The organism is Nannocystis pusilla, from assembly GCF_020073745.1.
In the GTDB taxonomy this organism is placed as follows: Bacteria; Myxococcota_A; Polyangia; order Nannocystales; family Nannocystaceae; genus Nannocystis; species Nannocystis radixulma.
In genome coordinates, this window is sequence record NZ_JAIRAU010000057.1 from 263,602 (window position 1) to 284,114 (window position 20,513).

Annotated in this window: 21 protein-coding genes; 8 read left to right on the plus strand and 13 right to left on the minus strand. The window is 70.9% G+C overall.

Translation table 11 applies throughout. The annotated features are described in order from the left end of the window. Positions 1 to 2: 2 nt before the first annotated feature. The 4 genes from K7C98_RS40745 to K7C98_RS40760 are packed head-to-tail and all read right to left on the minus strand — an operon-like array spanning position 3 to position 3,442. The gene (locus K7C98_RS40745; RefSeq protein ID WP_224197338.1) at positions 3 to 1,388 is read right to left on the minus strand and encodes a sodium:solute symporter family protein; all 1,386 of its coding nucleotides are present in this window, start codon (positions 1,386 to 1,388) and stop codon (positions 3 to 5) included. Between the two features lie 15 nt (positions 1,389 to 1,403). Further along, positions 1,404 to 2,225: an SDR family oxidoreductase gene (locus K7C98_RS40750; protein ID WP_224197339.1), complete on the minus strand. Its 822-nt coding sequence runs from the start codon at positions 2,223 to 2,225 to the stop codon at positions 1,404 to 1,406. A gap of 18 nt (positions 2,226 to 2,243) precedes the next feature. Next, positions 2,244 to 2,759: a transcription elongation factor GreB gene (gene greB / locus K7C98_RS40755; RefSeq protein WP_224197340.1), complete on the minus strand. Its 516-nt coding sequence runs from the start codon at positions 2,757 to 2,759 to the stop codon at positions 2,244 to 2,246. A 47-nt stretch (positions 2,760 to 2,806) separates the two neighbouring features. Beyond that, positions 2,807 to 3,442 carry a hypothetical protein gene (locus K7C98_RS40760; RefSeq protein WP_224197341.1) on the minus strand — a complete coding sequence of 212 codons (636 nt, stop codon included), beginning with the start codon at positions 3,440 to 3,442 and terminating at the stop codon, positions 2,807 to 2,809. 55 nt (positions 3,443 to 3,497) lie between these two features. Here K7C98_RS40760 and K7C98_RS40765 point away from each other — a divergent pair, with 55 nt between their 5' ends. Continuing rightward, positions 3,498 to 4,619 carry a UDP-N-acetylglucosamine pyrophosphorylase gene (locus K7C98_RS40765; protein WP_224197342.1) on the plus strand — a complete coding sequence of 374 codons (1,122 nt, stop codon included), beginning with the start codon at positions 3,498 to 3,500 and terminating at the stop codon, positions 4,617 to 4,619. A 220-nt stretch (positions 4,620 to 4,839) separates the two neighbouring features. Here the strand turns inward: K7C98_RS40765 and lysS are convergent, their stop codons facing one another. The 4 genes from lysS to K7C98_RS40785 form a co-directional block, all read right to left on the minus strand. Then, positions 4,840 to 6,480, minus strand: coding sequence for a lysine--tRNA ligase (gene lysS, locus K7C98_RS40770; protein ID WP_224197343.1), 1,641 nt, complete (start codon positions 6,478 to 6,480; stop codon positions 4,840 to 4,842). Positions 6,481 to 6,617: 137 nt separating this feature from the next. Beyond that, complete coding sequence (locus K7C98_RS40775; RefSeq protein ID WP_224197344.1) at positions 6,618 to 7,460, minus strand: hypothetical protein; 843 nt, start codon at positions 7,458 to 7,460, stop codon at positions 6,618 to 6,620. Further along, positions 7,457 to 8,176 (minus strand): hypothetical protein, encoded by a 720-nt coding sequence (locus tag K7C98_RS40780; RefSeq protein WP_224197345.1) that lies wholly within the window; start codon positions 8,174 to 8,176, stop codon positions 7,457 to 7,459. Before K7C98_RS40780 ends, K7C98_RS40775 begins: the two co-directional genes overlap by 4 nt. A gap of 5 nt (positions 8,177 to 8,181) precedes the next feature. Then, complete coding sequence (locus K7C98_RS40785) at positions 8,182 to 9,393, minus strand: retropepsin-like aspartic protease family protein (RefSeq protein WP_224197346.1); 1,212 nt, start codon at positions 9,391 to 9,393, stop codon at positions 8,182 to 8,184. Positions 9,394 to 9,527: 134 nt separating this feature from the next. On the opposite strand from K7C98_RS40785, the gene K7C98_RS40790 reads away from it, so the two are divergent. Continuing rightward, positions 9,528 to 10,661 carry a response regulator gene (locus tag K7C98_RS40790; protein ID WP_224197347.1) on the plus strand — a complete coding sequence of 378 codons (1,134 nt, stop codon included), beginning with the start codon at positions 9,528 to 9,530 and terminating at the stop codon, positions 10,659 to 10,661. Between the two features lie 119 nt (positions 10,662 to 10,780). Here the strand turns inward: K7C98_RS40790 and K7C98_RS40795 are convergent, their stop codons facing one another. From K7C98_RS40795 to K7C98_RS40805, 3 genes are all read right to left on the minus strand, one after another. After that, the gene (locus K7C98_RS40795) at positions 10,781 to 11,173 is read right to left on the minus strand and encodes a hypothetical protein (RefSeq protein WP_224197348.1); all 393 of its coding nucleotides are present in this window, start codon (positions 11,171 to 11,173) and stop codon (positions 10,781 to 10,783) included. Positions 11,174 to 11,243: 70 nt separating this feature from the next. Further along, a complete protein-coding gene (locus K7C98_RS40800; protein ID WP_224197349.1) occupies positions 11,244 to 11,543 on the minus strand; it encodes a hypothetical protein in 300 nt (99 codons plus the stop codon). A gap of 27 nt (positions 11,544 to 11,570) precedes the next feature. Then, a complete protein-coding gene (locus K7C98_RS40805; protein ID WP_224197350.1) occupies positions 11,571 to 12,080 on the minus strand; it encodes a Fur family transcriptional regulator in 510 nt (169 codons plus the stop codon). A gap of 80 nt (positions 12,081 to 12,160) precedes the next feature. On the opposite strand from K7C98_RS40805, the gene xseB reads away from it, so the two are divergent. Together xseB and K7C98_RS40815 are read left to right on the plus strand one after the other, a co-directional pair. Then, positions 12,161 to 12,493, plus strand: coding sequence for an exodeoxyribonuclease VII small subunit (gene xseB, locus K7C98_RS40810; RefSeq protein ID WP_263430256.1), 333 nt, complete (start codon positions 12,161 to 12,163; stop codon positions 12,491 to 12,493). After that, a complete protein-coding gene (locus tag K7C98_RS40815) occupies positions 12,477 to 13,337 on the plus strand; it encodes a polyprenyl synthetase family protein (RefSeq protein ID WP_224197351.1) in 861 nt (286 codons plus the stop codon). The genes xseB and K7C98_RS40815 overlap by 17 nt, the downstream gene beginning before the upstream one ends. Before the next feature lie 95 nt (positions 13,338 to 13,432). Here the strand turns inward: K7C98_RS40815 and K7C98_RS40820 are convergent, their stop codons facing one another. Together K7C98_RS40820 and K7C98_RS40825 are read right to left on the minus strand one after the other, a co-directional pair. Continuing rightward, entirely contained in the window at positions 13,433 to 14,650 is a 1,218-nt protein-coding gene (locus tag K7C98_RS40820; RefSeq protein WP_224197352.1) for an ATP-grasp domain-containing protein, read from the minus strand. A gap of 14 nt (positions 14,651 to 14,664) precedes the next feature. Then, entirely contained in the window at positions 14,665 to 15,825 is a 1,161-nt protein-coding gene (locus K7C98_RS40825) for an ATP-grasp domain-containing protein (RefSeq protein WP_224197353.1), read from the minus strand. 161 nt (positions 15,826 to 15,986) lie between these two features. Here K7C98_RS40825 and K7C98_RS40830 point away from each other — a divergent pair, with 161 nt between their 5' ends. The 4 genes from K7C98_RS40830 (at position 15,987) to K7C98_RS40845 (ending at position 20,479) form a co-directional block, all read left to right on the plus strand. Then, positions 15,987 to 16,910: a Type 1 glutamine amidotransferase-like domain-containing protein gene (locus K7C98_RS40830; RefSeq protein WP_224197354.1), complete on the plus strand. Its 924-nt coding sequence runs from the start codon at positions 15,987 to 15,989 to the stop codon at positions 16,908 to 16,910. Positions 16,911 to 16,918: 8 nt separating this feature from the next. Next, positions 16,919 to 18,076 carry an alpha/beta hydrolase-fold protein gene (locus K7C98_RS40835; protein ID WP_224197355.1) on the plus strand — a complete coding sequence of 386 codons (1,158 nt, stop codon included), beginning with the start codon at positions 16,919 to 16,921 and terminating at the stop codon, positions 18,074 to 18,076. Between the two features lie 75 nt (positions 18,077 to 18,151). Next, positions 18,152 to 19,657 (plus strand): ATP-grasp domain-containing protein, encoded by a 1,506-nt coding sequence (locus K7C98_RS40840; RefSeq protein ID WP_224197356.1) that lies wholly within the window; start codon positions 18,152 to 18,154, stop codon positions 19,655 to 19,657. Between the two features lie 90 nt (positions 19,658 to 19,747). Then, a complete protein-coding gene (locus K7C98_RS40845; protein ID WP_224197357.1) occupies positions 19,748 to 20,479 on the plus strand; it encodes an esterase family protein in 732 nt (243 codons plus the stop codon). Positions 20,480 to 20,513 lie beyond the last annotated feature (34 nt).

Consider the following 20,513-nt stretch of genomic DNA (forward strand, 5'->3'; position numbering starts at 1 on the left):
CTCTAAAGGTCATGTTCTGAAAGACTGGCGGCGCGGCGGCGCTCGAGCAGGGCGACGGCGACGTAGACGACGAGAGCGGCCAGCATCGAGGCGAGGAAGGGCGCGGGGACGAAGCCGACGTAGCGGCCGACCAGCCACAGGGCGATGCCGACGAGCATGGCCGCGAGGGCGCTGCGCGGGCCGCCGAAGCGGCTCCACAGGGCGAAGGCGAACACGACGACGAGGCCGCCGCCGGTGAAGCCGGAGGCGTCCTCGACGAGGTCGTGGACGCCGTCGGCGCTGCGGCCGACGAGGTAGGCGAGGATCCCGAACACGAGCGTGCAGAGGCGGGAGACCTGCAGGCGCTGGCGGTCGGTCATGCCGGGGCGCATCGGCTCGACGAGGTTGCGGGCGACCACCGACGAGACGGCCAGCAGCGCGCCGTCGACGGTGGAGAGGATGGCGGAGATCAGCGCGCCGATGAAGAGGACGTAGGCGACGGGGCCGAGCAGCGCCGCGGCGACGGCGGGGAGGATCTGCTCCGGGTGCTCGAGCGGGCCGACGAAGCCGACGCCGACGAGGCCGACGAGCATGGGGATCAGGCCGACGAGCAGGTAGAGGCCGCCGCCGAGGAGGGTCGAGCGGCGGGCGACGGTGGCCGAGCGGCAGGCGAGCACGCGGACGATCAGCTCCTGGGCGGCGAGTGAGCCGAACATCGGGATCGCCCAGGCGTCGAGGGTGTCGAGCAGGCCGGTCGAGGATGACCCGAAGGACAGGCGCGCGGGCTCGACGGCGGCGAGCGCGGGGCCGAGGCCGCCGGCGGCGTCGACGACGGCCCAGCCGAGCAGGCCGAGGCCGATGACGAGGGCGATGCCCTGGACGAGGTCGGTGACGACGCCGGCCATGAGCCCGCCGGCGGACGCGTAGGCGACGACGGTGCCGGCGGCGAGGGCGATGGCGACCTCGATGTTCATGCCGGTGCTGGCCGAAAGGACCTGTCCGAAAGCGCGGATCTGGGCGCCGGCCCACAGGAACGAGGTGGGCGCGACGAGCAGCGCGGTGACCCGCTCGACGGCGGGCGAGTAGCGCTGGCGCATGAGGTCGGCGATCGTGGCGATCCCGCGGCGCCACAGCGCCGCGGCGAACAGGGTGCCCATCAGCAGGAGGCACAGGGCGTAGCCGAACGGGTCGGCCGAGCCGCCGCCGAGGCCGTGCTCGGCGATCTGGCCGGCGGCGCCGATGCAGGTCTCGGCGCCGAACCAGGTGGCGAAGATCGTGAAGGTCGCCAGGACGTAGCCGACGTCGCGCCCGGCGAGCAGGAAGTCTTCCTGGCTGCGCACGCGCCGGGCCACCCACAGGCCGAGCGCGAGCTGGCCGAGGACGTAGGCGATGACGCCGGCGATCAGCACGGACGCGGCGCGGGCTCAGTCGACGAAGAAGTCGGGAGCCAGCTCGGCGCCGGGGTTGACCGAGTAGTGGTCGAGGTCGGTGACGCCGGCGCTGCGCAGGAGGTCCTCGTCGATGAAGAAGTTGCCGGTGCAGGCGCGGCTCGGCCGGGTGAGGATGTGATAGGCGGCGTCGGCCATGATGTCGGGCTTGCGGCTGACCGACATCATCATCTCGCCGCCGAGCATGTTGACGGCGGCGGTGGCGATGGTGGTGCGCGGCCACAGGGCGTTGACGGCGATGCCGTCGGCCTCGAACTCGGCGGCCATGCCGAGGACGCACATGCTCATGCCGTACTTGGCCATGGTGTAGGCGACGTGCGGCTTGAACCACTTCGCCTTCATCGACAGCGGCGGGGCGAGGTTCAAGATGTGCGGGTTCTGGGCCTGCTTGAGGTGCGGGATGCAGGCCTGCGAGCACAGGAAGGTGCCGCGCGTGTTGATCTGGTGCATCAGGTCGTAGCGCTTCATCGGCGTGTCGAGGGTGCCGGTGAGGCTGATCGCGCTGGCGTTGTTGACGAGGATGTCGATGCCGCCGAAGTGCTTGACCGCGCGCTCGACCGCCTCGTACACCTGCTCGTCGCTGCGGATGTCGCACACCAGCGGCAGCGCCTTGCCGCCGGCGGCCTCGATCTCCGCGGCGGAGGTGTAGATCGTGCCAGCCAGCTTGGGGTGCGGGTCGGCCGTCTTGGCGGCGATGACGACGTTGGCGCCGTCGCGGGCAGCACGGACGCCGATGGCGAGGCCGATGCCGCGGCTGGCACCGGTGATGAAGAGGGTCTTGCCTTGCAGGGTGCTCATGATTTCACGCGTGACGGGTCAGGGTCGGGGCGGCTGGTAAGAGATGGCGGTGATCGTGAAAGTGACGCTGCCGCGCGGGCGCTGGACGGTGGCCTCGTCGTCGACCTCCTTGCCGAGGAGGGCGCGAGCGACCGGAGAGGCGACGCTGATCTTGCCGGCCTCGACGTCGAACTCGTCGGGGCCGACGAGCTGGTAGCGGACGGTGTTGCCGTCCTCGTCCTCGAGCGTGACCCAGGTGCCGAAGGTGACCTTCTCGGGGGCGCGCGCCGGCGGGTGGAACACGGTCAGCGACTCGATGCGCTTGGCCAGGAACTCGAGGCGCCGATCGATCTCCCGCAGGCGGCGCTTGCCGTAGATGTACTCGGCGTTCTCCGACCTGTCCCCGAGGGCAGCCGCGGCCGAGACCTCGCTGGTGACCCGCGGGCGCTCGACCTTCCACAGGTGGTCGAGCTCGTCGCGGAGCTTCTTCATGCCGTCGGCGGTGATGTAATGCGGCGCCTTGGGGCGCTCGCCCTCGGGCGCGTCGTTCGCCATGCGCCTGACGATGGCCGCGCGAGCGGTCCGCGGTCAACCCCGATCGCTCAACCGGGGCGGAGGGCGCGCGGGGGGCCGGCGGGGGCAGGGGCCTCTTCGGCCTCGACGAGGGCCTGGGCGACGATCAGCTCGGCGCGCCGGCGACCCTGGCTGAGGCGGGCGGCGGCGAAGAACAGGGCGGTGGCTCCGACGACGCCGAGCGTGATGCCGGCCCACATGATGAGCGGGGCGAGCAGGGCGCCGAAGGCGGTGATGCCGAGCGAGAAGCCGCCGAGGATGAAGCCGCCGAGGGCGAGGTTGCTGCGGCCGGCGCCGGCGTCGACGTCGACCTTGACGAGGGCGCCGCCCTGGCCGTCGTTCTCGGCGCTGATCTTGTAGACGACACCGGCGCTGTCGTCGACGATGTCGGCGCGGCTCGGGCCCTGGCGGTGGCCGGTGTTGCCGACCTGCTTGGCGAGGGAGCGGCGGACGAGGTCGAGGGCTTGCTCCGGGGGGAGCTCGAGCCGCGTCTCGGCGCTGTACTGGGCCATCGCGGCGCTCTCGGGCCGCCGCACCAGGGCCTTGCCGTTGGCCTGGGGGCTGTTGCGCTCGACCAGCGCCCGGCGGAGCTCCTCCGGCGAGATTCCCGCCTCCGCTGCCGCCTCGCGCAGCTCCTGTTCCGAAAGGCCAGGTCCCGCGTTCATCGCCTCCGAAGCGTACCCGATCTCTGCGCTCGCGGCGCGTGGTATAGCGGCCGGCATGACGGACGTCGCAGCGATCGAGGCGCGGCTTTCGGCGCTGGCGCAGCGTGGGGTCCAGATCATCGATCCACGCCAGACCTACGTGGCGCCCGAAGTGCGCGTCGAGCGAATCCACGCAGGGGTGGTGCTCCACCCAGGGACGCGGCTGCAGGGCCCGCGCACTTTTCTCGGGCCGGGCGCCGAACTCGGCCGCGAGGGGCCGGTGGTGGCCGTGGATTGCGTGCTCGGCGAGAAGGCCCGCATCGACGGCGGCTACGCGTGCGGCGCGGTGCTGCTGCGCGGCGCCTCGGCGGGTTCGGCGGCGCACCTGCGCGAGGGGACCCTGCTCGAGGAGGAGGCGAGCACGGCCCACGCGGTCGGGCTCAAGCACACGATCGTCCTCTGCTTCGGGACGCTCGGGTCGCTGATCAATTTCTGCGACGCGCTGCTCGCCGGCGGGACGTCGCGCGAGGACCACTCGGAGGTCGGCAGCGGGTTCATTCACTTCAACTTCACGCCGTGGGGGGCGCGCGGGGACAAGGCGACGGCGTCGCTGGTCGGCGACGTGCCGCGCGGGGTGCTGCTGCGCGAGCGGCGGATCTTCCTCGGCGGCGCGGGCGGGATGGTCGGGCCGCGACAGGTCGGGTTCGGCGCGGTGACCGGGGCCGGGCAGGTCGTGCGCAAGGATGTCCCGGAGGACAGGTTGGTGGTGCAGCCGCCGCGCGCGGTCGACCAGCCGTTCGCGGCCGATCAGCTCGACGCCGCCGAACCGCGCGCGGGCCGGCAGATCCGCTACATCGCCCAGCTGCACGCGCTGTTGGCCTGGTACCGGCAGGTGCGGCTGGCGCGGGTGCCGGGGTCGCGCGAAGATGTCCGAGAGGTCATGTCGGCGGCGATCGCTACGCTCTCGCTGTGCGTCGCCGAGCGCGAGAAGCGGCTGGCGGCTTTTTTAAAGGAGCGCGGCGAGGCGGTGCCGAGGTTGACGGCGCCCGAGCTGGCGTGCCCGCTGGCGATCGCGGCCGACGAGCCGTACGTCGACCACGTGGCGTGGGTGCGCGGGCTGGCGGCCGCGGACGTGGCGGCGTGCGTGGAGTGGTTGCGGGCGGTCGAGGCCGCGGTGATCGCCGGGGCGAAGCCGTGACGCGCGAGTGAACGAACGCCCAGGCCGCAGCGGCGGCGGTATGCTCGGGTATGCACGAGCGACCGAGTGCCGGACGAGCTGGTGCGGCCGCTGGCGCTGCGGTGGCTGGCGCTCAACGCGGTGCGGCTGGCGTGGGTTCGGCGTGGACCCGGCTCGCTGGACGCGAATAGCCCCGAGGACAGGTCCTCGGGGCCATGTCTTTGGTGACCTGTCGCTCAGGTCATGCCCCTGCGGGCAGGCTCGGAGCGAGCAGGGCGAGGGCGCGGGCGGGGCCGATGGCGGTGATCAGGGTGGTGAGCTTGGGGCCCTTGTCGCGGCCGATGAGGAGGTCGTAGACGACCGGGAGAAAAGTCTTGTTGTCGAGGCTGGTGCCCTGGCACAGCGACTTCATGGTCGGCACGAGGTCGTCCTCGCGGACTTCGTCGCGGCCGCGGAGGGCGGCGACGAGGCGGCCGAGGCAGGTGGCCTCGTCGCCGGACAGCTCGCGCTGCTTGGGCTCGCGGCGCAGCTTGTAGCGGAACTCGTCGGGGCCCCACTCGGAGATCCAGTTCCACACGCAGCGGGCGCGCTGGCGGGTGAGCCGGCGCGACTCGTCGCCCTTCACCTGGCCGGCCTCCTCGTAGTAGGCGACGGTCTTGTCGAGGTCGCCCTCGAAGATCTGCAGCGTCATGCTGAGGTGGCGGAAGCCGGGCACGAACGGCATGACGTCGCCCTCGCCGATCCGGCGGTGGTCGACGCTCGCCAGCTGCATGGTGCGCTGGGCGACGAGCCTGGCCTGGGCGTCCTTGGCCGGCTCGACGCCGTAGGCGATCCGGCGCGTGCGGTCGTAGCTCTCGTAGAGGGTGATGACGTCGAGGTCGAAGCTGATCTGGAACTCGGTGTTCGGGCGGAACGAGACGAACAGCCAGCGCAGCACCTCGGGCTCGTAGATCTCGAGGCAGTCGGCGACGGTGACGACGTCGCCCTTGCTGCTGGAGATCTTGCCGGCGCGGCCCTTGATCCGCACGAAGTCGTAGCCGACGTACTCGGGGGCCTTCCAGCCGTAGACGACGCGGACGATGTCCTTGGCGGTGTCGAAGCTGCCGCCGGCGGTGCTGTGGTCCTTGCCGCCGGGCTCGAAGCAGACGCGCTCGTGGGCCCAGCGCATCGGCCAGTCGATGCGCCACGGCAGCTTGAGGTTGCCGCCCTCGCGCAGGTCGACGTCGGCGGCGTGCTTGCAAGCGCTGCAGTCGTAGTGGACGGTCCACTCGCCGGCGACGTGGAAGGCGAGGGTGTCGCGGCCGCAGTTGTCGCAGAAGCCGGACAGCGGCAGCCAGTCGTCCTCGAGGCGGGTGTTGGCGGTGTTCTTGTCGCGGACGCTGTTGAGGATCGCGCGGATGTCGGCGGCGTGCTTGAGCGCGAGGTGGATGCCCTCGGCGTAGGCGCCGGCGCGGTAGCGCTGCGACTGGCGGATGAACTCGGGCTGGATCCCCAGCGGCGCGAGGCTGCTCTCGAAGGCGGCGATGTTGTGACCGGCGTAGCTGTCGTGCTCGCCGTACGGGTCGGGCACGGCGCTGATGCTGCGGCGCAGGTTCGCGGTCAGCATGTCCCGCTGCGGCATGTCGGCGGGCACCTTGCGCAGGACGTCGAAGTCGTCCCACGAGTAGATGAACCGGACCTCGGCGCCGCGGTCACGCAGGGCGCGGGCGACGAGGTCGACGGTGATGACCTCGCGGAAGTTGCCGACGTGCACGACGCCCGAGGGCGTGATGCCGGCGGCGACGGTGACGACCGACTTGTCGGGGTGAGCGGCGAGCGTCTTGGCGGCGGCCGCGTCGGCCCAGTGGTTGAAGTACGGATCTTGACCCGCTGCGGGATCCATGGCGGAAAGGTTGTCGCAGAAGCGCGGGGCGGCGAGAAGCCCCGCGCTCACGACACCGCTGGTGACTTTGCGGCGACGGCCGCAGAACCGCGTGTCCGCGGCGCCACGGCCGGCGTTTCGAGTGGCGAGCCGCGAGCTCAGGGCGCAGCAGCCGGGGCGGGGCCGCAGTTGGCTTCGTCCTGGAGCGCGTTGGCCGCGTCGATCAAGGGCTGGCCGGCGCCCTTGCTGGTGTAGATCTTGGTGGCCTCGCCGATCAGGCGGCACGCCTCGGGGGTGTTCTTCTTGTCCTTGTAGCGGACGACGGCGGCCTGGCCCTCGAGCGCGCGGGCGCCGATGAGTTCGTTGCCGGGCTGCTTCTCGACCAGGCGCTGGGCCTTGACGAAGGTCGAGGCGGCGGAGTCGAGCTCGCCCGGGTTGACGATCGCGTTGTCCTCGCCGCCGAAGGCGAGGTTGATCTTGGTGTTGCCGTACATGACGAGGGCGAGGCCGGCGTTGGGGCCGTCCTTCTGCAGGTTGTAGGCCTCCTCGAAGTCGGCGGCGGCGCCCGCGAAGTCCTCGGTCTTGAGCTTGTAGGTCCCCTGGGCCAGCTTGGCGGCGATCTTCACCTCGGGGTCGCCGGTCTGGTCGGCCATCGCCTGGGCGTGGTCGGCGGGCTCCTTGGCGTTCTCGATGACATCCTCGGCGAGCGCGAGCGCCAACCACGCGGCGCCGAGGCCCGAGGCGCGCGCCTTCTGCTTCGACTTGAGGTCGTCGACGAGGGGCTTCAGACTCTCGATGACCTGGCTGTACTGGCCGGCGATGTACTTGCTCCGCGCCTCGGCGATGGCGGGCGGGTCGGGCTCGGTGGTGGCGACGGGCGGCTGGGTGTCGGTGCCGCTGTCGCTGGGCGGGGTGCCGTCGGTCGGCTGAGTGGTGTCCGCGCCCTTCTTGCAGGCGCCGATCAGGCTGAACGCGGTGAGGCAGACGAGGATTCGCTTCATTCGGTGGACTCCGGCGGGGCCTGTGCGGGGGAGGGAGGGGAGGATAACGCCTCGGCGCCGGCGCGGACGGCAGTTTCTGCTGCGGCGGGCGCGATCGGGCGGCTGTGGACGCGCACGTAGAGGTTGCCGTCGCCGCCCATCGAGCCGTAGACGAGCCGCGTGGGGTCGGGGTCGGTCCCGAAGCGCTCGGGTTTGAACCGACCGATGACTTCGATTTCGTCGCCGATGTAGAGCCCGTAGCTGGCGACGCGCGGTCCGGCTTTCTCCTCGGGGGCGATGACCTCGGCGTGGTCGAGGTTCTCGAGGGTGAGGCGGCCGGTGCTGTCGGCGACGACGACGAGCTCGGCGGCGACGGCGGCGTCGCGCGGGGCGCCGCTGCGGTTGCGCCACACGCACTCGCGACCGGGGGCGCCGCCGAGGTTGCCGTCGGCGGAGGTGATGACGCCGCGGATCATGATCGGCTGGGCCTCGGCGCCGGCGATCGGGGTGAGGACGCCGCGCTGGAGGGCGCGCCCGACGAAGCCCGCGAATTGTGGATCGCTCTTGAGCGATCCCTTGGGCATGCGCCGGCCCTTGGGCTCGAGGTTGCGCGCGCTGCCGATGCGCTTGGCGCGGGACATGCCGAGCATGTAGACGAGGATCGCGGCCGGGATCAGGACGGCGAGGACGACGTACGACCACTCGAAGGCCGGCGCGGCGGCGGCATCGTCGAGCATGGCGATCACCAGTAGGCCTCGGCGAGGGCGAGGGTGAAGCCGAGCTTCTCGTGGTCCTCGGCGAAGGTCTTGCCCTCGACCAGCGAGCGGCCGGAGCCGCCCGGCTCGATGCGGGCGATCGCGGCGCCGACCATGCGCTGGCCGTCGGAGAAGTGCACCTCGGGGACGACGTTCTCGATCGCCACGGTGCTGCGGTTCTTGACCAGGAGCACCCAGCGGATCCGTCCGAGCCAGATCTCCGGCGAGCCCTCGACCTCGATCTGCACCGCGGGGTAGATGTCGTAGGCGCGGTTGGCCCGGCCGTCGTGCGGGCGCGGGAGCAGCTTCATGCGCTCGGCCTGGTAGTCCATCTCGACCAGGAACTCGCGCATGACGTTGAGGCCGAGCAGGCCCTGCGAGCGGTCGTTGGCGCAGCCGTCACACACCGAGACGAGCAGGCCCTCGAGCTCGATGCCGCCGAGGCGCAGCTTCGGCAGGTAGACCATCCGGCTCTCGCGCGGGCCGCTGGCGGTGTTGAACTGCAGCGTCGGCGCGTCGTCGGGGACGGTGAGGCCGAGCTTCGCGGCGGTCTCGGTGTGCACGGTGGTGAACGACGCGCCGGTGTCGAACAGGTAGGGCAGCGAGAGTCGACCCGCGGGGCCCTCGAGCTCGACGTTCATGAGGATCGCGTTGCCGGCGGCGGAGAACGGCACGGCGATCGCGTCGTTGGGCGCTGCGCCCGCCTTCGCGACGACGGGGGTCGGGACGGCGGCGATCTCGCCGGGACGCGCGCCGGCGCGCGGAGGGGCGGGGACTGGCGGGGCGAGGCGATCTGCGAGGCCGTTGCCGACCGCACTGAGGATCCGCGCGACCTTGTGGCTGTCGCCGAAGCGCTTGCCGGCGAGGTCGCCCTGCGCGCGCAGCGACTCGACGAGGAGGCCCGGGATCACCTGAGTGCAGAGGAGGATCGCGCCCAGGTTCCACAGCAGCGGCAGCCACATCATCGCCGCGGACAGCCGGCGGCTGTCGGCGCCGTACTTCCACACGGCGAGGGCGACGGGGAGGCCCAGCGTGACGATGAAGGCGAGCAGCCACAGCCACGCGGCGCCGACACGAGCGTCGAGCTGGGCGGTGCGCGCGAGCGAAAAGTTGCACCACAGCGCGAACGGCACCACGAACATCGAGGCCAGGACGAGCGCAAAGGCGCCGAGCGAGCTGAGCGCCGCGGACGCGCTCATGGCCGACCTGGCGTGCCTCGGGGCGCTGCGCGAAATGTTCACTTGCAGATACTATCTCGAGTGAGTGCCGTGGGGGCCGGTGAAGACTGTCGTTGGATCCTCGCGGGGAAAACCCGTAGGATGTCGCGACGGGAATGGCTGACGCGCCGAAGCCTGCGAAGATCGCCACGTTCGGCGTGCGCTTCGAATCCTACGACGACTTCCTCGTGGAGTACACAGACAACCTGCGACGCGGGTTTCTGATGCTCCCGGGCGTGCGCAGCCTCGAGGCGAATCAGCCGGTTCGGGTCAAGCTCAGCCTGCCGAACCGCGCCATTTTGTACCTCAGCGGGAGCGCGTTCGATCTCGGGGCCGACGGCGGCAAGGGCACGCTCATCAAGCTGGCCGCCTTCACGGCCGAGCAGGAGCGCATCTTCGGCCTGTGCGTGAACTCGGTGCTCGACGCGTCGACGTCCCCTCAGGCGGAGCCGCCGCCGGCGCGCCCGCTCAACGTGCTGCTGGTCGACGACTCGGCCAGCGTGCGCGCGGAGATGGCTGCCGCGCTGCGGGCCCGCGGGTTGAACATCACCACCGCCGACAACGGGCTGATGGCGATCTCCGCCGCGCTCAAGAGCGAGCCCGACCTGCTGCTGACCGACGTCGAGATGCCCGAGATGGACGGCTGGACGCTGCTGCGGATGGCCCGCGGCCGCAAGAAGCTCGCCCACCTGCCGATCGTGTTCCTGACCGCGCTGTCCGACGACATGTCGCGGCTCCAGGGCTATCGCATGGGGGTCGACGACTACCTGCCGAAGGACCTGTCGCCGGACGAGATCGTCGCCCGCCTGCAAGGCGTGGTGGCCCGCCGCGCGGGGCTCGGCGCGGCCGAGAACCGCGGCCTGCGCGGCGACCTGCAGCACGTCCGCCTCGGCAGCGTGCTGTCGTTCCTCGAGGCCGAGAAGAAGACCGGCGACCTGCGGCTCGAGAGCGGCCAGGACAGCGCGGTCCTGCGGCTGGTGCAGGGCGTGCTGCGCGACGTCAAGAACCTCGGCTACGCGGCCTCGGCGATCGACCGGGTGTTCGACCTGCTGGCCTGGGAGAGCGGGCAGTTCGAGTTCTTCACCCTCGAGCCGCGGGAGCTCGGCGACCTCTCGCTCGAGCCGCTGTCGGTGACCTACTTGCTGATGGAGCACGCCCGCCGCGAGGACGAGGCCAACGAGAGCCTGCGGCGCGAGCGGCTGCTGAACGAGCGGGCCAGCCAGTCCGGCTCGTTCGACCAGGACCTCTAGGGCAGGTCGCCGGGGACAGGTTCGCCGGGACAGGTGCCCCGGAGCAGGTCCGTCGGGACAGGTCCCGAAAGACAGCGCGCCCGCCGAGGCGTCGGCGGGCGCTCAGGGGCGCGGGCCGCTCAGCGGGCCGGCTTGCCCTTGCCGGCCTTGTTGGCGGCGGCGGGGGCCGTGCCGTCGGTGGCGCAGGCGGCGTCGGCGATGTAGCGCTTGCCCGAGAGATAGGGCTCGGTGTTGAGGATCAACAGGTTGCCGCCGTGCATGCCGCAGTGCTGCTTGGCCAGGTCGACGGCCTCCTGCGCGGTGGGGGCCTTGCCGATGGCGGTGCCGAGCACGGTGTGGGCGGTGTCGCCGAGGGCCGCCTGGGAGGCGATGGTCTGGACCTGCGAGGCGGGCACCTGCCCGCCGCCGGCGTTGGTGCCGTTGCCCTTGAACTTGCCGGAATAACCGCCGGCGCAGCCGCCGAGGGCGAGGGCGAGGGAGAGCAGGAGGGGGGACAGCGAGGCTTTACGCATGAGAGGCTCCGATGATGCCGCGGGAAGGCTGCGGCGAAACAGCTGCAGACGAGTGCGACCGGTAGCGGCGTCAGACGGCGGGAGGGCCGGGCAGATTTCCCGCGGGCGTCGCCGATCCGGGGCCCGACTGCATGACGCGCAGGGCGGGAGAACGCACGCCGCGGGGCGGGCCGGCGGGCGTCGCGGGCCCGGGCGAGACTGCTCCGGCGGCCTTCTCGCACGCGCCGGCGCCCTCGCAGCGGGCACAGGAGCCGCCGCACTCGGCCTTGCGCCGGATCAGCCACCGCGCGGTGAGCCAGCCGGCCGCGAGGGCGACGGCGGCCAGCGCGGCGAGCTGCTGCAGCAGGACCTGGAGATCGGCTTCGGGCATGGTGACGCGGAGCACAACCAGCGTACGTCAGTCGCTGAGCTTGCGCTGCTCCTCGTTCGGGCACCAGCCGCCCTTGATCCCACGCGCTCTGGGGCAAAGGCCGTAGAGCTCGAGCCGATGGCGGACCAGGCTGAACCCGAAGCTCCGGGCCACCCGCTCCTGCTCGTGCTCGATGTCGTCGTTCTGGAACTCGAGCACGTGCTGGCACTCGATGCAGATCAGGTGGTCGTGGTGCTCGGTGTCGCCGGCGGTCTCGTACATCGTCTGGCCGTCGCCGAAGCGGCGCTGGGCCGCGAGGCCGCACTCGGCGAGCAGCTTCAACGTGCGGTAGACAGTGGCGTAGCCGATCCGCGGGTTCTCGGCGCGACTGAGGTTGAGCAGCTCCTCGATGCTGACGTGACCGTGAGCGGCGAAGAACTTCTGCGCGATGAGGTCGCGCTGACGGGTCGACTTGAGCTGCTTCTTGCTGAGGTAGGCGTGGAACTGCCCCATCAAGCTCTCGATGTCGGGCACCGTGGATTGCCGACGGTCGTGCATCGGCAGGAAAGCTATCGCGGCAAAGCCGCCGCGGCAAGCGTTGCGAGGCCGGATCTCCGGCCCTTATACTCCGCGGCCAAATGGCGTCCCCGGGCAAACCAAACCCATCCAAACGCCCCGTAGCCGGGAAACCCGCCGACCCGGCGGCGGAGCCGGCGCGCGAGGGCCCGGCCATCGATCAGGTGCTCGCCAGCCTCGAGCGCGTGGTCGCCGAGCTCGAGGCCGGTGACCTCCCGCTCGAGACGGCCCTGCAGCGCTTCGAGGACGGCGTGCGACTCGCGCGACGCGGCACGACCCTCCTCGACGCGGTCGAACAACGGGTCGAGGTCCTGCTCGAGGGCCGCGACGAGGTGGTGCCGTTCCCGGGGGCCGGCGAGGCAGAAGAGAGTGACGACGATGACGAGAACTTTTGAACTCAACGCTTACCTCGGCGAGCGCCGCCGGCTGGTCGACGAGGCCCTGATCCGCGCCCTGCCCGAGGCCGGCACCGCCGACCCCGGACGCCTCAAGGAGGGCATGCGCTACGCGGTGCTGCAGGGCGGCAAGCGCATGCGACCGCTGGTGATCATCGCCGCCTGCGAGGCCGCGGGCGGGACCGCCGAGGCCGCGCTCCCGGCCTGCTGCGCGCTCGAGATGGTCCACGCCTACTCGCTCGTGCACGACGACCTGCCGGCGATGGACAACGACCTCGAGCGCCGCGGCCAGCCGACGGTGCACGTCGCGTTCGGCCACGCCGGGGGGATCCTCATCGGCGACGCGCTGCTCACCCAGGCGTTCGCCGCGTTGATGCGCGGGGCCGACAAGGTGCCGCCGGCCAACCTGGTCGCCGCGGTCCGCGTGCTCGCCCACCACTCCGGCGTCGACGGCATGGTCGGCGGCCAGGCGCTCGACCTGGCCCTCGGGCAAGACGTCCACGACCTCGGCGTGCTCGAGCAGGTCCACGCGCTCAAGACCGGGGCCCTCTACGCCGCCGGCGGGGCGCTCGGGGCCCTCTACGCCGGCTCCGACCCCGACACCGTGCGCGCGCTCGAGACGTGGGGCCTCAAGTTCGGGATCGCGTTCCAGCACGCCGACGACGTCCTCGACGACGACCAGAAGGCCCTGCGCGCGCAGGCCCTGACCCGCGTCGACCAACTCGTCGGCGAGTGCGACGCGATCGCCGCGCCGCTCGGCGACAGGGCCGAGCCGCTGCGGGCGATCTCGAAGTGGGTCCGCGACCGCGCCCGCGACGCGGCCGCCGGCGTCAAGGCCGACTGAGCCGGGTCGAAAGGGCATGTCCTCCGGGGCATGCCCTTTCACGCCTGTGAAAAAGGACATGCTCCGCGGAGCATGTCCTTTCGTGTCAGACGGCCTCAGCCCGCGTGGATCCGCAGCGTGGCGATGGCGAAGCGCATCATGTCCATGCAGGTGCGGAAGTCCGGGTGGCGCAGGATCATGTAGCCGTCGGACAGCAGGGTCTGCTTCCAGTCGCGGCGCGGGTGGCCGATCGGCAGCAGGTCGGTGACGACCAGGCTGGGCCCGAGGCGCTGCTTGATGTCCTCGAGGCCCTCGATGCGGCGGATCTTGCCCTGGCCCATGGCGCGCTTGAACAGCGCGGCGACGTGGTAGCGGCGCTGCGGCTTGGCCTCGAAGCTCTTCCAGCAGATCGCGCGGGCGGTCTCGCGGTACACGTCGAAGTCGTTGGCGAAGTTCATCTGGTCGACGAGCTTGCCGCCGGGCGAGCGGGCGGCGATCTCGCCGAACACGGCCTCGCCGTTGGGCTTCTTGTACCACTCCATGTGGGTGAAGCCGGTGGTCATGCCGAGCGCCTTGATCACCTTGCGCCCGAGCTCGATGCCGGGCATCAGCGCCGGCTGGTACGGGTCGCGGAAGACCACCTGCGCCGGCGTGATCCACTCGTTGGCGCGGCCGTCGAGCGGCTTCGGGAAGTACTGGGCGACGCTCTCGAACACCGGCTCGCCGTCGATGCAGACGGTGTCGTAGGTGAACTCCTCGCCCTCGATGAACTCCTCGAGGTTGATCTCGGGGTGGCGCTCGACGGCGCCGAGGACCGCGCGCAGCTCGGCGTCGTCGCCGACGCGGTAGGTGTCGGCCGAGCCGGCGCCGGCGACCGGCTTGACGCACACCGGGTAGCCGATCGCGTAGGCGGCCTCGAACGCCTCGCGCGCGGTGCGGACGCGGGCGAACCGCGGCACGCGGAGGTCGGCGTCGAACAGGCGCTGCTTCATGATCGGCTTGTCGCGGAAGCCGATGGCGACCTCGGGGGTCATGCCCGGCATGCCGAGCTCCTGGCGCACGCGCGCCGCGAGCACGACGCACGGCTCCCACAGACACTCGACGCGGTCGGGGCGGATCCGCCGGGCGGCCTGGACGATGTGGCGCACGGCCGAGTCCTCGTCGAACAGGCTGGGGATCTGCAGGTAGTCGCGGAGGTGCCGCTGGACCTTCGCCGGCAGGCCGGCCTTCGGCATCTCGCCGACGCCGTAGACCTGCGCCCCGACCTCGGCGAGGCCGCGGGTGAAGTCCTGCATCTCTTCGGGATAGTGGGGGGAGATGAAGAGAACCTTCATGGACTCGTCGCTCCTCAGCCGGCGCGGACCTTCACCGTGCGCCCGATGATCTCGAAGATCTCGCGCATCGAGTCGTAGTCGGGGTGACGCATCTGCAGCCACGCGTTGGCCATGTAGCCGGCCTCGATCGGCTGGGTCGGCCAGCCGGCGGGCGGCAGGTGGGCCCGGCAGATGTACTGGCCGAAGCGGCGCTGGACCTCCTCGATGCCCTCGTAGCCGCGGATCCGCCCGTCGCGGTCGGGCCGCAGCGCGATGATGCCGCTGGCGAACCGCCGCGACGGCCGCCGCTCGACGCGCCCGTGCACGACCGCGTTGGCCCACTCGCGATAGATGTCGATGTCGTTGCCGTCGGCGTAGACGTCCCACTGACCGACGCCCGGCGGGCGCGAGCCGATCTCCGAGAACTTGAGCCCCTTGGCCCCGTAGAACCACTCCATGTGCGTCGCGGTGGTGCCGAGCTCCATCACCTCGATCACCTTGCGACCCATCGCCTTGAGCTCGTCGTAGCCGGAGGCGTCGATGCGGTTGGTGGACACGATGTAGGGCGTGATCCAGCGGTTGCGCATCGCGTCGAGGACGTTCGGGTAGTAGTGCGAGACGAACTCGAACACCGGGCGGCCGTTGATCGAGAGCGTGTCGTAGAAGCCCTCGTGGCCCTCGATGAACTCCTCGAGCGCGACCGAGGCGCCGCGGCCGACGTTCATCTCGCGGAGGGTCTGCACGAGCTGCTCCTCGCCATCGACGCGGGTGGTGCCCGACGCCCCGGCGCCGGCCCGCGGCTTGACGATCAGCGGGAACCCGACCCGGCGGGCGAAGGCGACGCCCTCCTCGAGCGAGTCGACGCCGGTCGACTGCGCGCACGGGATGTCGTGCTTGCGCAAGAACTCCTTCATCATCGGCTTGTCGCGGCACAGCATCGCCGACTGCACCGAGGGCCCGGGGATCCGCGTGGCCTCGCGCACCTTGGCGGTGGTGATGATGTGGGCCTCGATCGTGCACTCGAGGCGGTCGACCCACTCGCGTCGCTGACATCGACGCACCGCGTCGTAGAGGGCGCCCTCGTCGACGACCGAGGGGACCTGCTCGTAGCCGTGCAGCCAGCTCTTGAGTTCGTCGTCGAGCTGCGACGGATGCGCTTCGCCGATCCCGGTCACGCGGGCGCCGACCGAATGCATGGCGCGGACAAAATGCCTCTGGTAAGAGGGAAAGTGCGGGGCGACGAACAGGACATGCATGACGAGATTGTACCCCTCCGGGCCGCCGATTGCGTCGGACGGGTCGACGCGAAGGGGTCCCTGACGGGCCTTACCACGGCCGTACGCAGGAGAACAACTCCATGACGCGTGGTGTGCTCCTCGGTCCCCAGCGCCTGCACCCCATCGTCGACAAGGCCGCCGACATGCTCGGCATCGACGGCCGGATCGCCGCCGTCACCGCGGGCTGGCAGGAGCGCGAGGCCGAGGACCAGGAGCTGTGCGCCGCGCTCGGCAACCGGGCCGTCAACCTGATGCTGCACGCGCGCGCCGAGACGGCCTTCCGCGAGGACCCGGAGCTGTTCGCGGCCCACCGGGCCAAGCAGGACCGGCTGCGGCAGTTGCAGGACCTCTACCGCCTGAGGTTGGCCAGCCACCTCAAGGCGGCGCGGCGCGTGCAGCAGGCCCAGGCGCCGCGCGACCTGATCGAGTCGGAGCTGGAAGAGGCGGTCCAGGCGATCCGCCTGCTCGACGCCCACCACGTGGTCAAGACCCACCACATCCAGAAGGACTTCGACCGCAAAGTGAAGCCGCTCGAGCGGCCGGCGGTGGTGAAGCAACTGAAGGAGATCGAGGCGATCCTGGCCACCTGCGCGGGCGTGGCGATCGCCGGCGGGCACGTCGCCGTCCTCTATAACCGGCTGCGGCTGTTCGACCTCGGGCCGCGGCTCGCCGACCTGCCGATCATCGCCTGGTCGGCCGGGGCGATGGTGGTCGCCAGCCGGATCGTGCTGTTCCACGACAGCCCCCCGCAGGGCCGCGGCAACGCCGAGGTCCTCGAGGGCGGGCTCGGGCTGTTCCCGGGCGTGGTCCCGCTGCCGCACGCGCGCCGGCGGCTCAATTTGCAGGATCCGGGGCGCATCACGGTGTTCGCCCGGCGGTTCGCGCCGGCCACCTGCGTCGCGCTCGACGAGCGCTGCTTCCTCCACTTCGACGGCCCGCGCTGGAGCGCCGGGGCCAACACGTTCCAGCTCCGCACCGACGGCCACCTGGTGGCGCTGCACTGATGTCGGCCATGAACACCCGTCTGACCCCGCCCACGAAGCTGGCGATCCAGAGCTTCCTCGCCCACGGTCCGGTCGACGCGGCGGCGATCGACAAGTTCTTGCGGTCGCACAGCTTCCCGCTGATCGAGGGCCGCAACGCGACGTTCGTGTACCGCGGCCCGGGCGACCAGGTGAACCTGCGTCACTGGGTGTTCGGGCTCGGCTCGTCGCAGCCGTTCACGCGGGTCGGCAACACCGACTTTTGGTACCACACGCTCGAGCTGCCGCCGCAGTCGCGGGTCGAGTACAAGCTCGAGGTGATCCTCGGCGGCGTCGGCACGTGGATCCGCGACCCGCTCAACCCCAACCTCGCCCACGACCCGTTCGGCGCCAATTCGGTGGCCCACGGCCAGGGCTACCGCACGCCGAACTGGACGGAACATGACCCGGAGGCCAGGCCGGGCTCGATGGTCGAGGCCTCGCTCGAGGGCACGCCGCTCGGGACCCAGCGGGTCAGCATCTACTTGCCGGCGCGTTTCCGCGAGAGCCGGCGGTATCCGCTGCTCATCGTCCACGACGGCGGCGACTACCTGCGTTACGCGGCGCTGAAGACGGTGCTCGACAACCTGATCCACCGCCTCGAGGTCGCGCCGCTGGTGGCCGCGCTGACGCACCCGGGCGACCGGATCGGCGAGTACCCCAACAACCCCAGCCACGCCGCCTTCATCGCCGAGCACCTCCTGCCGTTCATGGAGAAGCGATACCCGCTGTACGCGGCGCCCGCGGCGCGCTGCCTCATGGGCGCGAGCTTCGGCGGCGTCGCCTCCCTCTCGACCGCGTGGCGCTACCCGGGCACGTTCGGGCGCCTGCTCCTGCAATCGGGGAGCTTCGCCTTCACCGACATCGGCGAGAGCAAGCGCGGACCGGTGTTCGCCAGGGTGGTGGATTTCGTCAACGCCTTCCGCGAGAGCCCCGGCAGGCCCAGCGACAAGGTCTACCTCAGCTGCGGCACCTACGAGAGCCTGATCTACGAGAATCGGTCGCTGGTGCCGCTCCTGCAGTCGACCGGGATGGACGTGAAGTACGAGGAGGCACGCGACGGGCACAACTGGGAGAACTGGCGCGACCGCCTGCGGAGCGGGCTGTCGTGGCTGTTCCCCGGGCCGTTGTGGATGGTCTACGAGTAGCGCCGGCGCCGGCGGCGGCCCTTGCAAACGCGGGCGTTTTTGGCAAGAGTCGCGCCTGCCGTAGGAGGAGCCGACATGGCCAACGTCACCAAGAACATCGGATTGTCACTCGGGGCCGATCTGTGCTGGCCCGCTTGCTACGAAGAGATCGTCAAGCGCCTCGATCTCAACATCCCCTATGGCGAGGACGCGATCAAGTTCCACGTCGAGCGCGTCAGCGTCGAGCCGTTCAACCTACGCCAGCCGTGTCGCTACGACATGGTGCTCGACCGCCTGACCCACTGGTTCCACACCAGCCGCGAGTGGATCAAGAAGGCCGTGGTGATGGACGGCCTCTACGTGCTCAACAACCCCTGGTCGCTCCAGTCGATGGAGAAGCACACGACCTACGCGGCGATGATGGCGCTCGGGATGCCGATCCCCGACACGTGGATGGTGCCGCCGCGCGAGCTCTCGCCCGACAACCCCGACATCTACCCGACGCTCGAGCGCTACGGGCGTAAGTTCGAGCTGGCGGAGATCGGCGAGAAGCTCGGCTACCCGCTGTTCATGAAGCCGTACGACGGCGGCGCGTGGGTCGGGGTCACCAAGATCAACAACACCCAGCAGCTGCTCAAGGCCTACGAGCAGAGCGGCCGGCGGGTGATGCACCTGCAGCGCGCGGTCGACCCGTTCGACCTGTTCGTGCGCGCGATCGGCATCGGCCCGCAGGTCCACATCGTCCGCTACGACCCCGACGCCCCGCTGCACGACCGCTACAAGGTCGACTTCTTCTTCGTCGACGGCGAGGAGTGGAGCGTCCTCCAGGACACGTGCCTGACGATCAACGCGTTCTTCGGCTGGGAGTTCAACTCGTGCGAGTCGCTGCGCAAGGACGGCGTCTTCCACCCGATCGACTTCGCCAACGCGTGCCCCGACTTCCAGGTCACGTCGCTGCACTTCCACTTCCCCGAGCTGGTCAAGAACATGGTCCGCTGGTCGCTGTTCTGCGCGGCCACCGGGCGCAAGAAGGCGCTCAACCTCGACTGGGCCCCGTTCTTCGAGATCGCCAGGAAGGACCTGCCGTACCGCGAGCGCCTGGCCGGCTACGCCAAGATCGCCCGCGAGCGGATGGAGAACGACCGCTTCCAGGAGTTCGTCGCCAAGCACCTGTCGCACCTCGACGAGGTCACGTGGGAGTTCTTCGGCACCGACCTCGCCAAGAGCTTCGTGCGCGCCAAGGTCGCGGCGCTGTTCCCCGCCCACGAGGTGAACGCGTTCACCGACCACTTCTTCGGCCTGATCCAGTTCTGGCGCAAGTGCGAGGCCGACCGCATGAACGCGGTCAAGGAGCAGGCGGCCGCGGCCGCGGCAGCGACCGAGGTCGTGACCGCGCCGCCGGTCGAGCCGGCCGCGCCGCCGGCTGAAGAGGTCGCGCCGCCGGTCGAGTCGGCGCCGGCCGCCGAGGTCGTGCCCGCCATCGAGGCCGCGCAGCCGGTGCGGGCGCCCGAGCCGGCCGCGGCCGAGCCGGCCGCGGCCGCGCCGGTCAAGGCGCCCAGCACTTCGCCCAAGGGCGGCAAGGGCAAGAAGGTCAAGAACTAGCCTGTGCCGAAGGACATGTCCGCAAGAACCGGCTCGCCCCGCGCCGCGAAGCGGGGCCGCCGGCAGCCGCCTCGAGGTTCGTCCCCTGCCATGGAAAAGACGCGCTCGACCTGGTACTCGTCGCGCCTCCGCACGGAGGTCTCGTTCGCCCGCTGGGGCACCTACGGCCGCCCGGTGCTGCTGTTCCCCACCGCGGGGGGCGACTGCGAGGAGTGCGAGCGGATGCTGATGATCCGCGTGCTCACGCCGCTGATCGACGCCGGCCGGATCAAGGTCTACTCGCCGGACAGCGTCGCCGGCAAGAACTGGATCCGCGACGACCGCTCGCCGCAGCAAAAAGCGTGGCTGCAGAACCAGTACGACGCGTTCGTGGCCGAGGAGCTGGTGCCGGCGATCCGCAGCGACTGCCGCACGCCCGACATCGAGATCGTCACCGCCGGCGCGTCGATCGGGGCGCTCAACGCGGTCGCCTCGCTGGTCCGCCACCCCGACGCGTTCGCCCTGGCGATCGGCATGAGCGGCACCTACAACCTCACCGGCTGGATGGACGGCGTGCACACGCTCGACCTCCACTACTTCTCGCCGCTCCACTTTCTCCCGCAGCTGCCCGAGGGCGAGCAGCTGAGGCGCCTGCGCACGCGCCTGGCGATCCTCGCCGTCGGCGAGGGCCGGTGGGACAGGCCCGGCAACTCGTGGGAGATCGCCAGCGTCCTCGGCCGCCGCGGCGTGCCCAACCGCGTCGACCTGTGGGGCCCCGACCACGACCACGACTGGCCGACCTGGCGCGAGATGCTGCCGAAGTACCTGGCCGAGCACTCCTGAGCGCGGCTGCGCCGGCCAAAAGGACCTGTCCGAA

What these genes read in the sequence shown, in the direction of transcription:
- K7C98_RS40750 (WP_224197339.1), bottom strand. Translation starts at nt 2,225, where the DNA reads ATGAGCACCCTGCAAGGCAAGACCCTCTTCATCACCGGTGCCAGCCGC.
- greB (WP_224197340.1), bottom strand. Translation starts at nt 2,759, where the DNA reads ATGGCGAACGACGCGCCCGAGGGCGAGCGCCCCAAGGCGCCGCATTAC.
- K7C98_RS40760 (WP_224197341.1), bottom strand. Translation starts at nt 3,442, where the DNA reads ATGAACGCGGGACCTGGCCTTTCGGAACAGGAGCTGCGCGAGGCGGCA.
- K7C98_RS40765 (WP_224197342.1), top strand. Translation starts at nt 3,498, where the DNA reads ATGACGGACGTCGCAGCGATCGAGGCGCGGCTTTCGGCGCTGGCGCAG.
- lysS (WP_224197343.1), bottom strand. Translation starts at nt 6,480, where the DNA reads ATGGATCCCGCAGCGGGTCAAGATCCGTACTTCAACCACTGGGCCGAC.
- K7C98_RS40775 (WP_224197344.1), bottom strand. Translation starts at nt 7,460, where the DNA reads ATGAAGCGAATCCTCGTCTGCCTCACCGCGTTCAGCCTGATCGGCGCC.
- K7C98_RS40780 (WP_224197345.1), bottom strand. Translation starts at nt 8,176, where the DNA reads ATGCTCGACGATGCCGCCGCCGCGCCGGCCTTCGAGTGGTCGTACGTC.
- K7C98_RS40785 (WP_224197346.1), bottom strand. Translation starts at nt 9,393, where the DNA reads ATGAGCGCGTCCGCGGCGCTCAGCTCGCTCGGCGCCTTTGCGCTCGTC.
- K7C98_RS40790 (WP_224197347.1), top strand. Translation starts at nt 9,528, where the DNA reads ATGGCTGACGCGCCGAAGCCTGCGAAGATCGCCACGTTCGGCGTGCGC.
- K7C98_RS40795 (WP_224197348.1), bottom strand. Translation starts at nt 11,173, where the DNA reads ATGCGTAAAGCCTCGCTGTCCCCCCTCCTGCTCTCCCTCGCCCTCGCC.
- K7C98_RS40800 (WP_224197349.1), bottom strand. Translation starts at nt 11,543, where the DNA reads ATGCCCGAAGCCGATCTCCAGGTCCTGCTGCAGCAGCTCGCCGCGCTG.
- K7C98_RS40805 (WP_224197350.1), bottom strand. Translation starts at nt 12,080, where the DNA reads ATGCACGACCGTCGGCAATCCACGGTGCCCGACATCGAGAGCTTGATG.
- xseB (WP_263430256.1), top strand. Translation starts at nt 12,161, where the DNA reads ATGGCGTCCCCGGGCAAACCAAACCCATCCAAACGCCCCGTAGCCGGG.
- K7C98_RS40815 (WP_224197351.1), top strand. Translation starts at nt 12,477, where the DNA reads ATGACGAGAACTTTTGAACTCAACGCTTACCTCGGCGAGCGCCGCCGG.
- K7C98_RS40820 (WP_224197352.1), bottom strand. Translation starts at nt 14,650, where the DNA reads ATGAAGGTTCTCTTCATCTCCCCCCACTATCCCGAAGAGATGCAGGAC.
- K7C98_RS40825 (WP_224197353.1), bottom strand. Translation starts at nt 15,825, where the DNA reads ATGCATTCGGTCGGCGCCCGCGTGACCGGGATCGGCGAAGCGCATCCG.
- K7C98_RS40830 (WP_224197354.1), top strand. Translation starts at nt 15,987, where the DNA reads ATGACGCGTGGTGTGCTCCTCGGTCCCCAGCGCCTGCACCCCATCGTC.
- K7C98_RS40835 (WP_224197355.1), top strand. Translation starts at nt 16,919, where the DNA reads ATGAACACCCGTCTGACCCCGCCCACGAAGCTGGCGATCCAGAGCTTC.
- K7C98_RS40840 (WP_224197356.1), top strand. Translation starts at nt 18,152, where the DNA reads ATGGCCAACGTCACCAAGAACATCGGATTGTCACTCGGGGCCGATCTG.
- K7C98_RS40845 (WP_224197357.1), top strand. Translation starts at nt 19,748, where the DNA reads ATGGAAAAGACGCGCTCGACCTGGTACTCGTCGCGCCTCCGCACGGAG.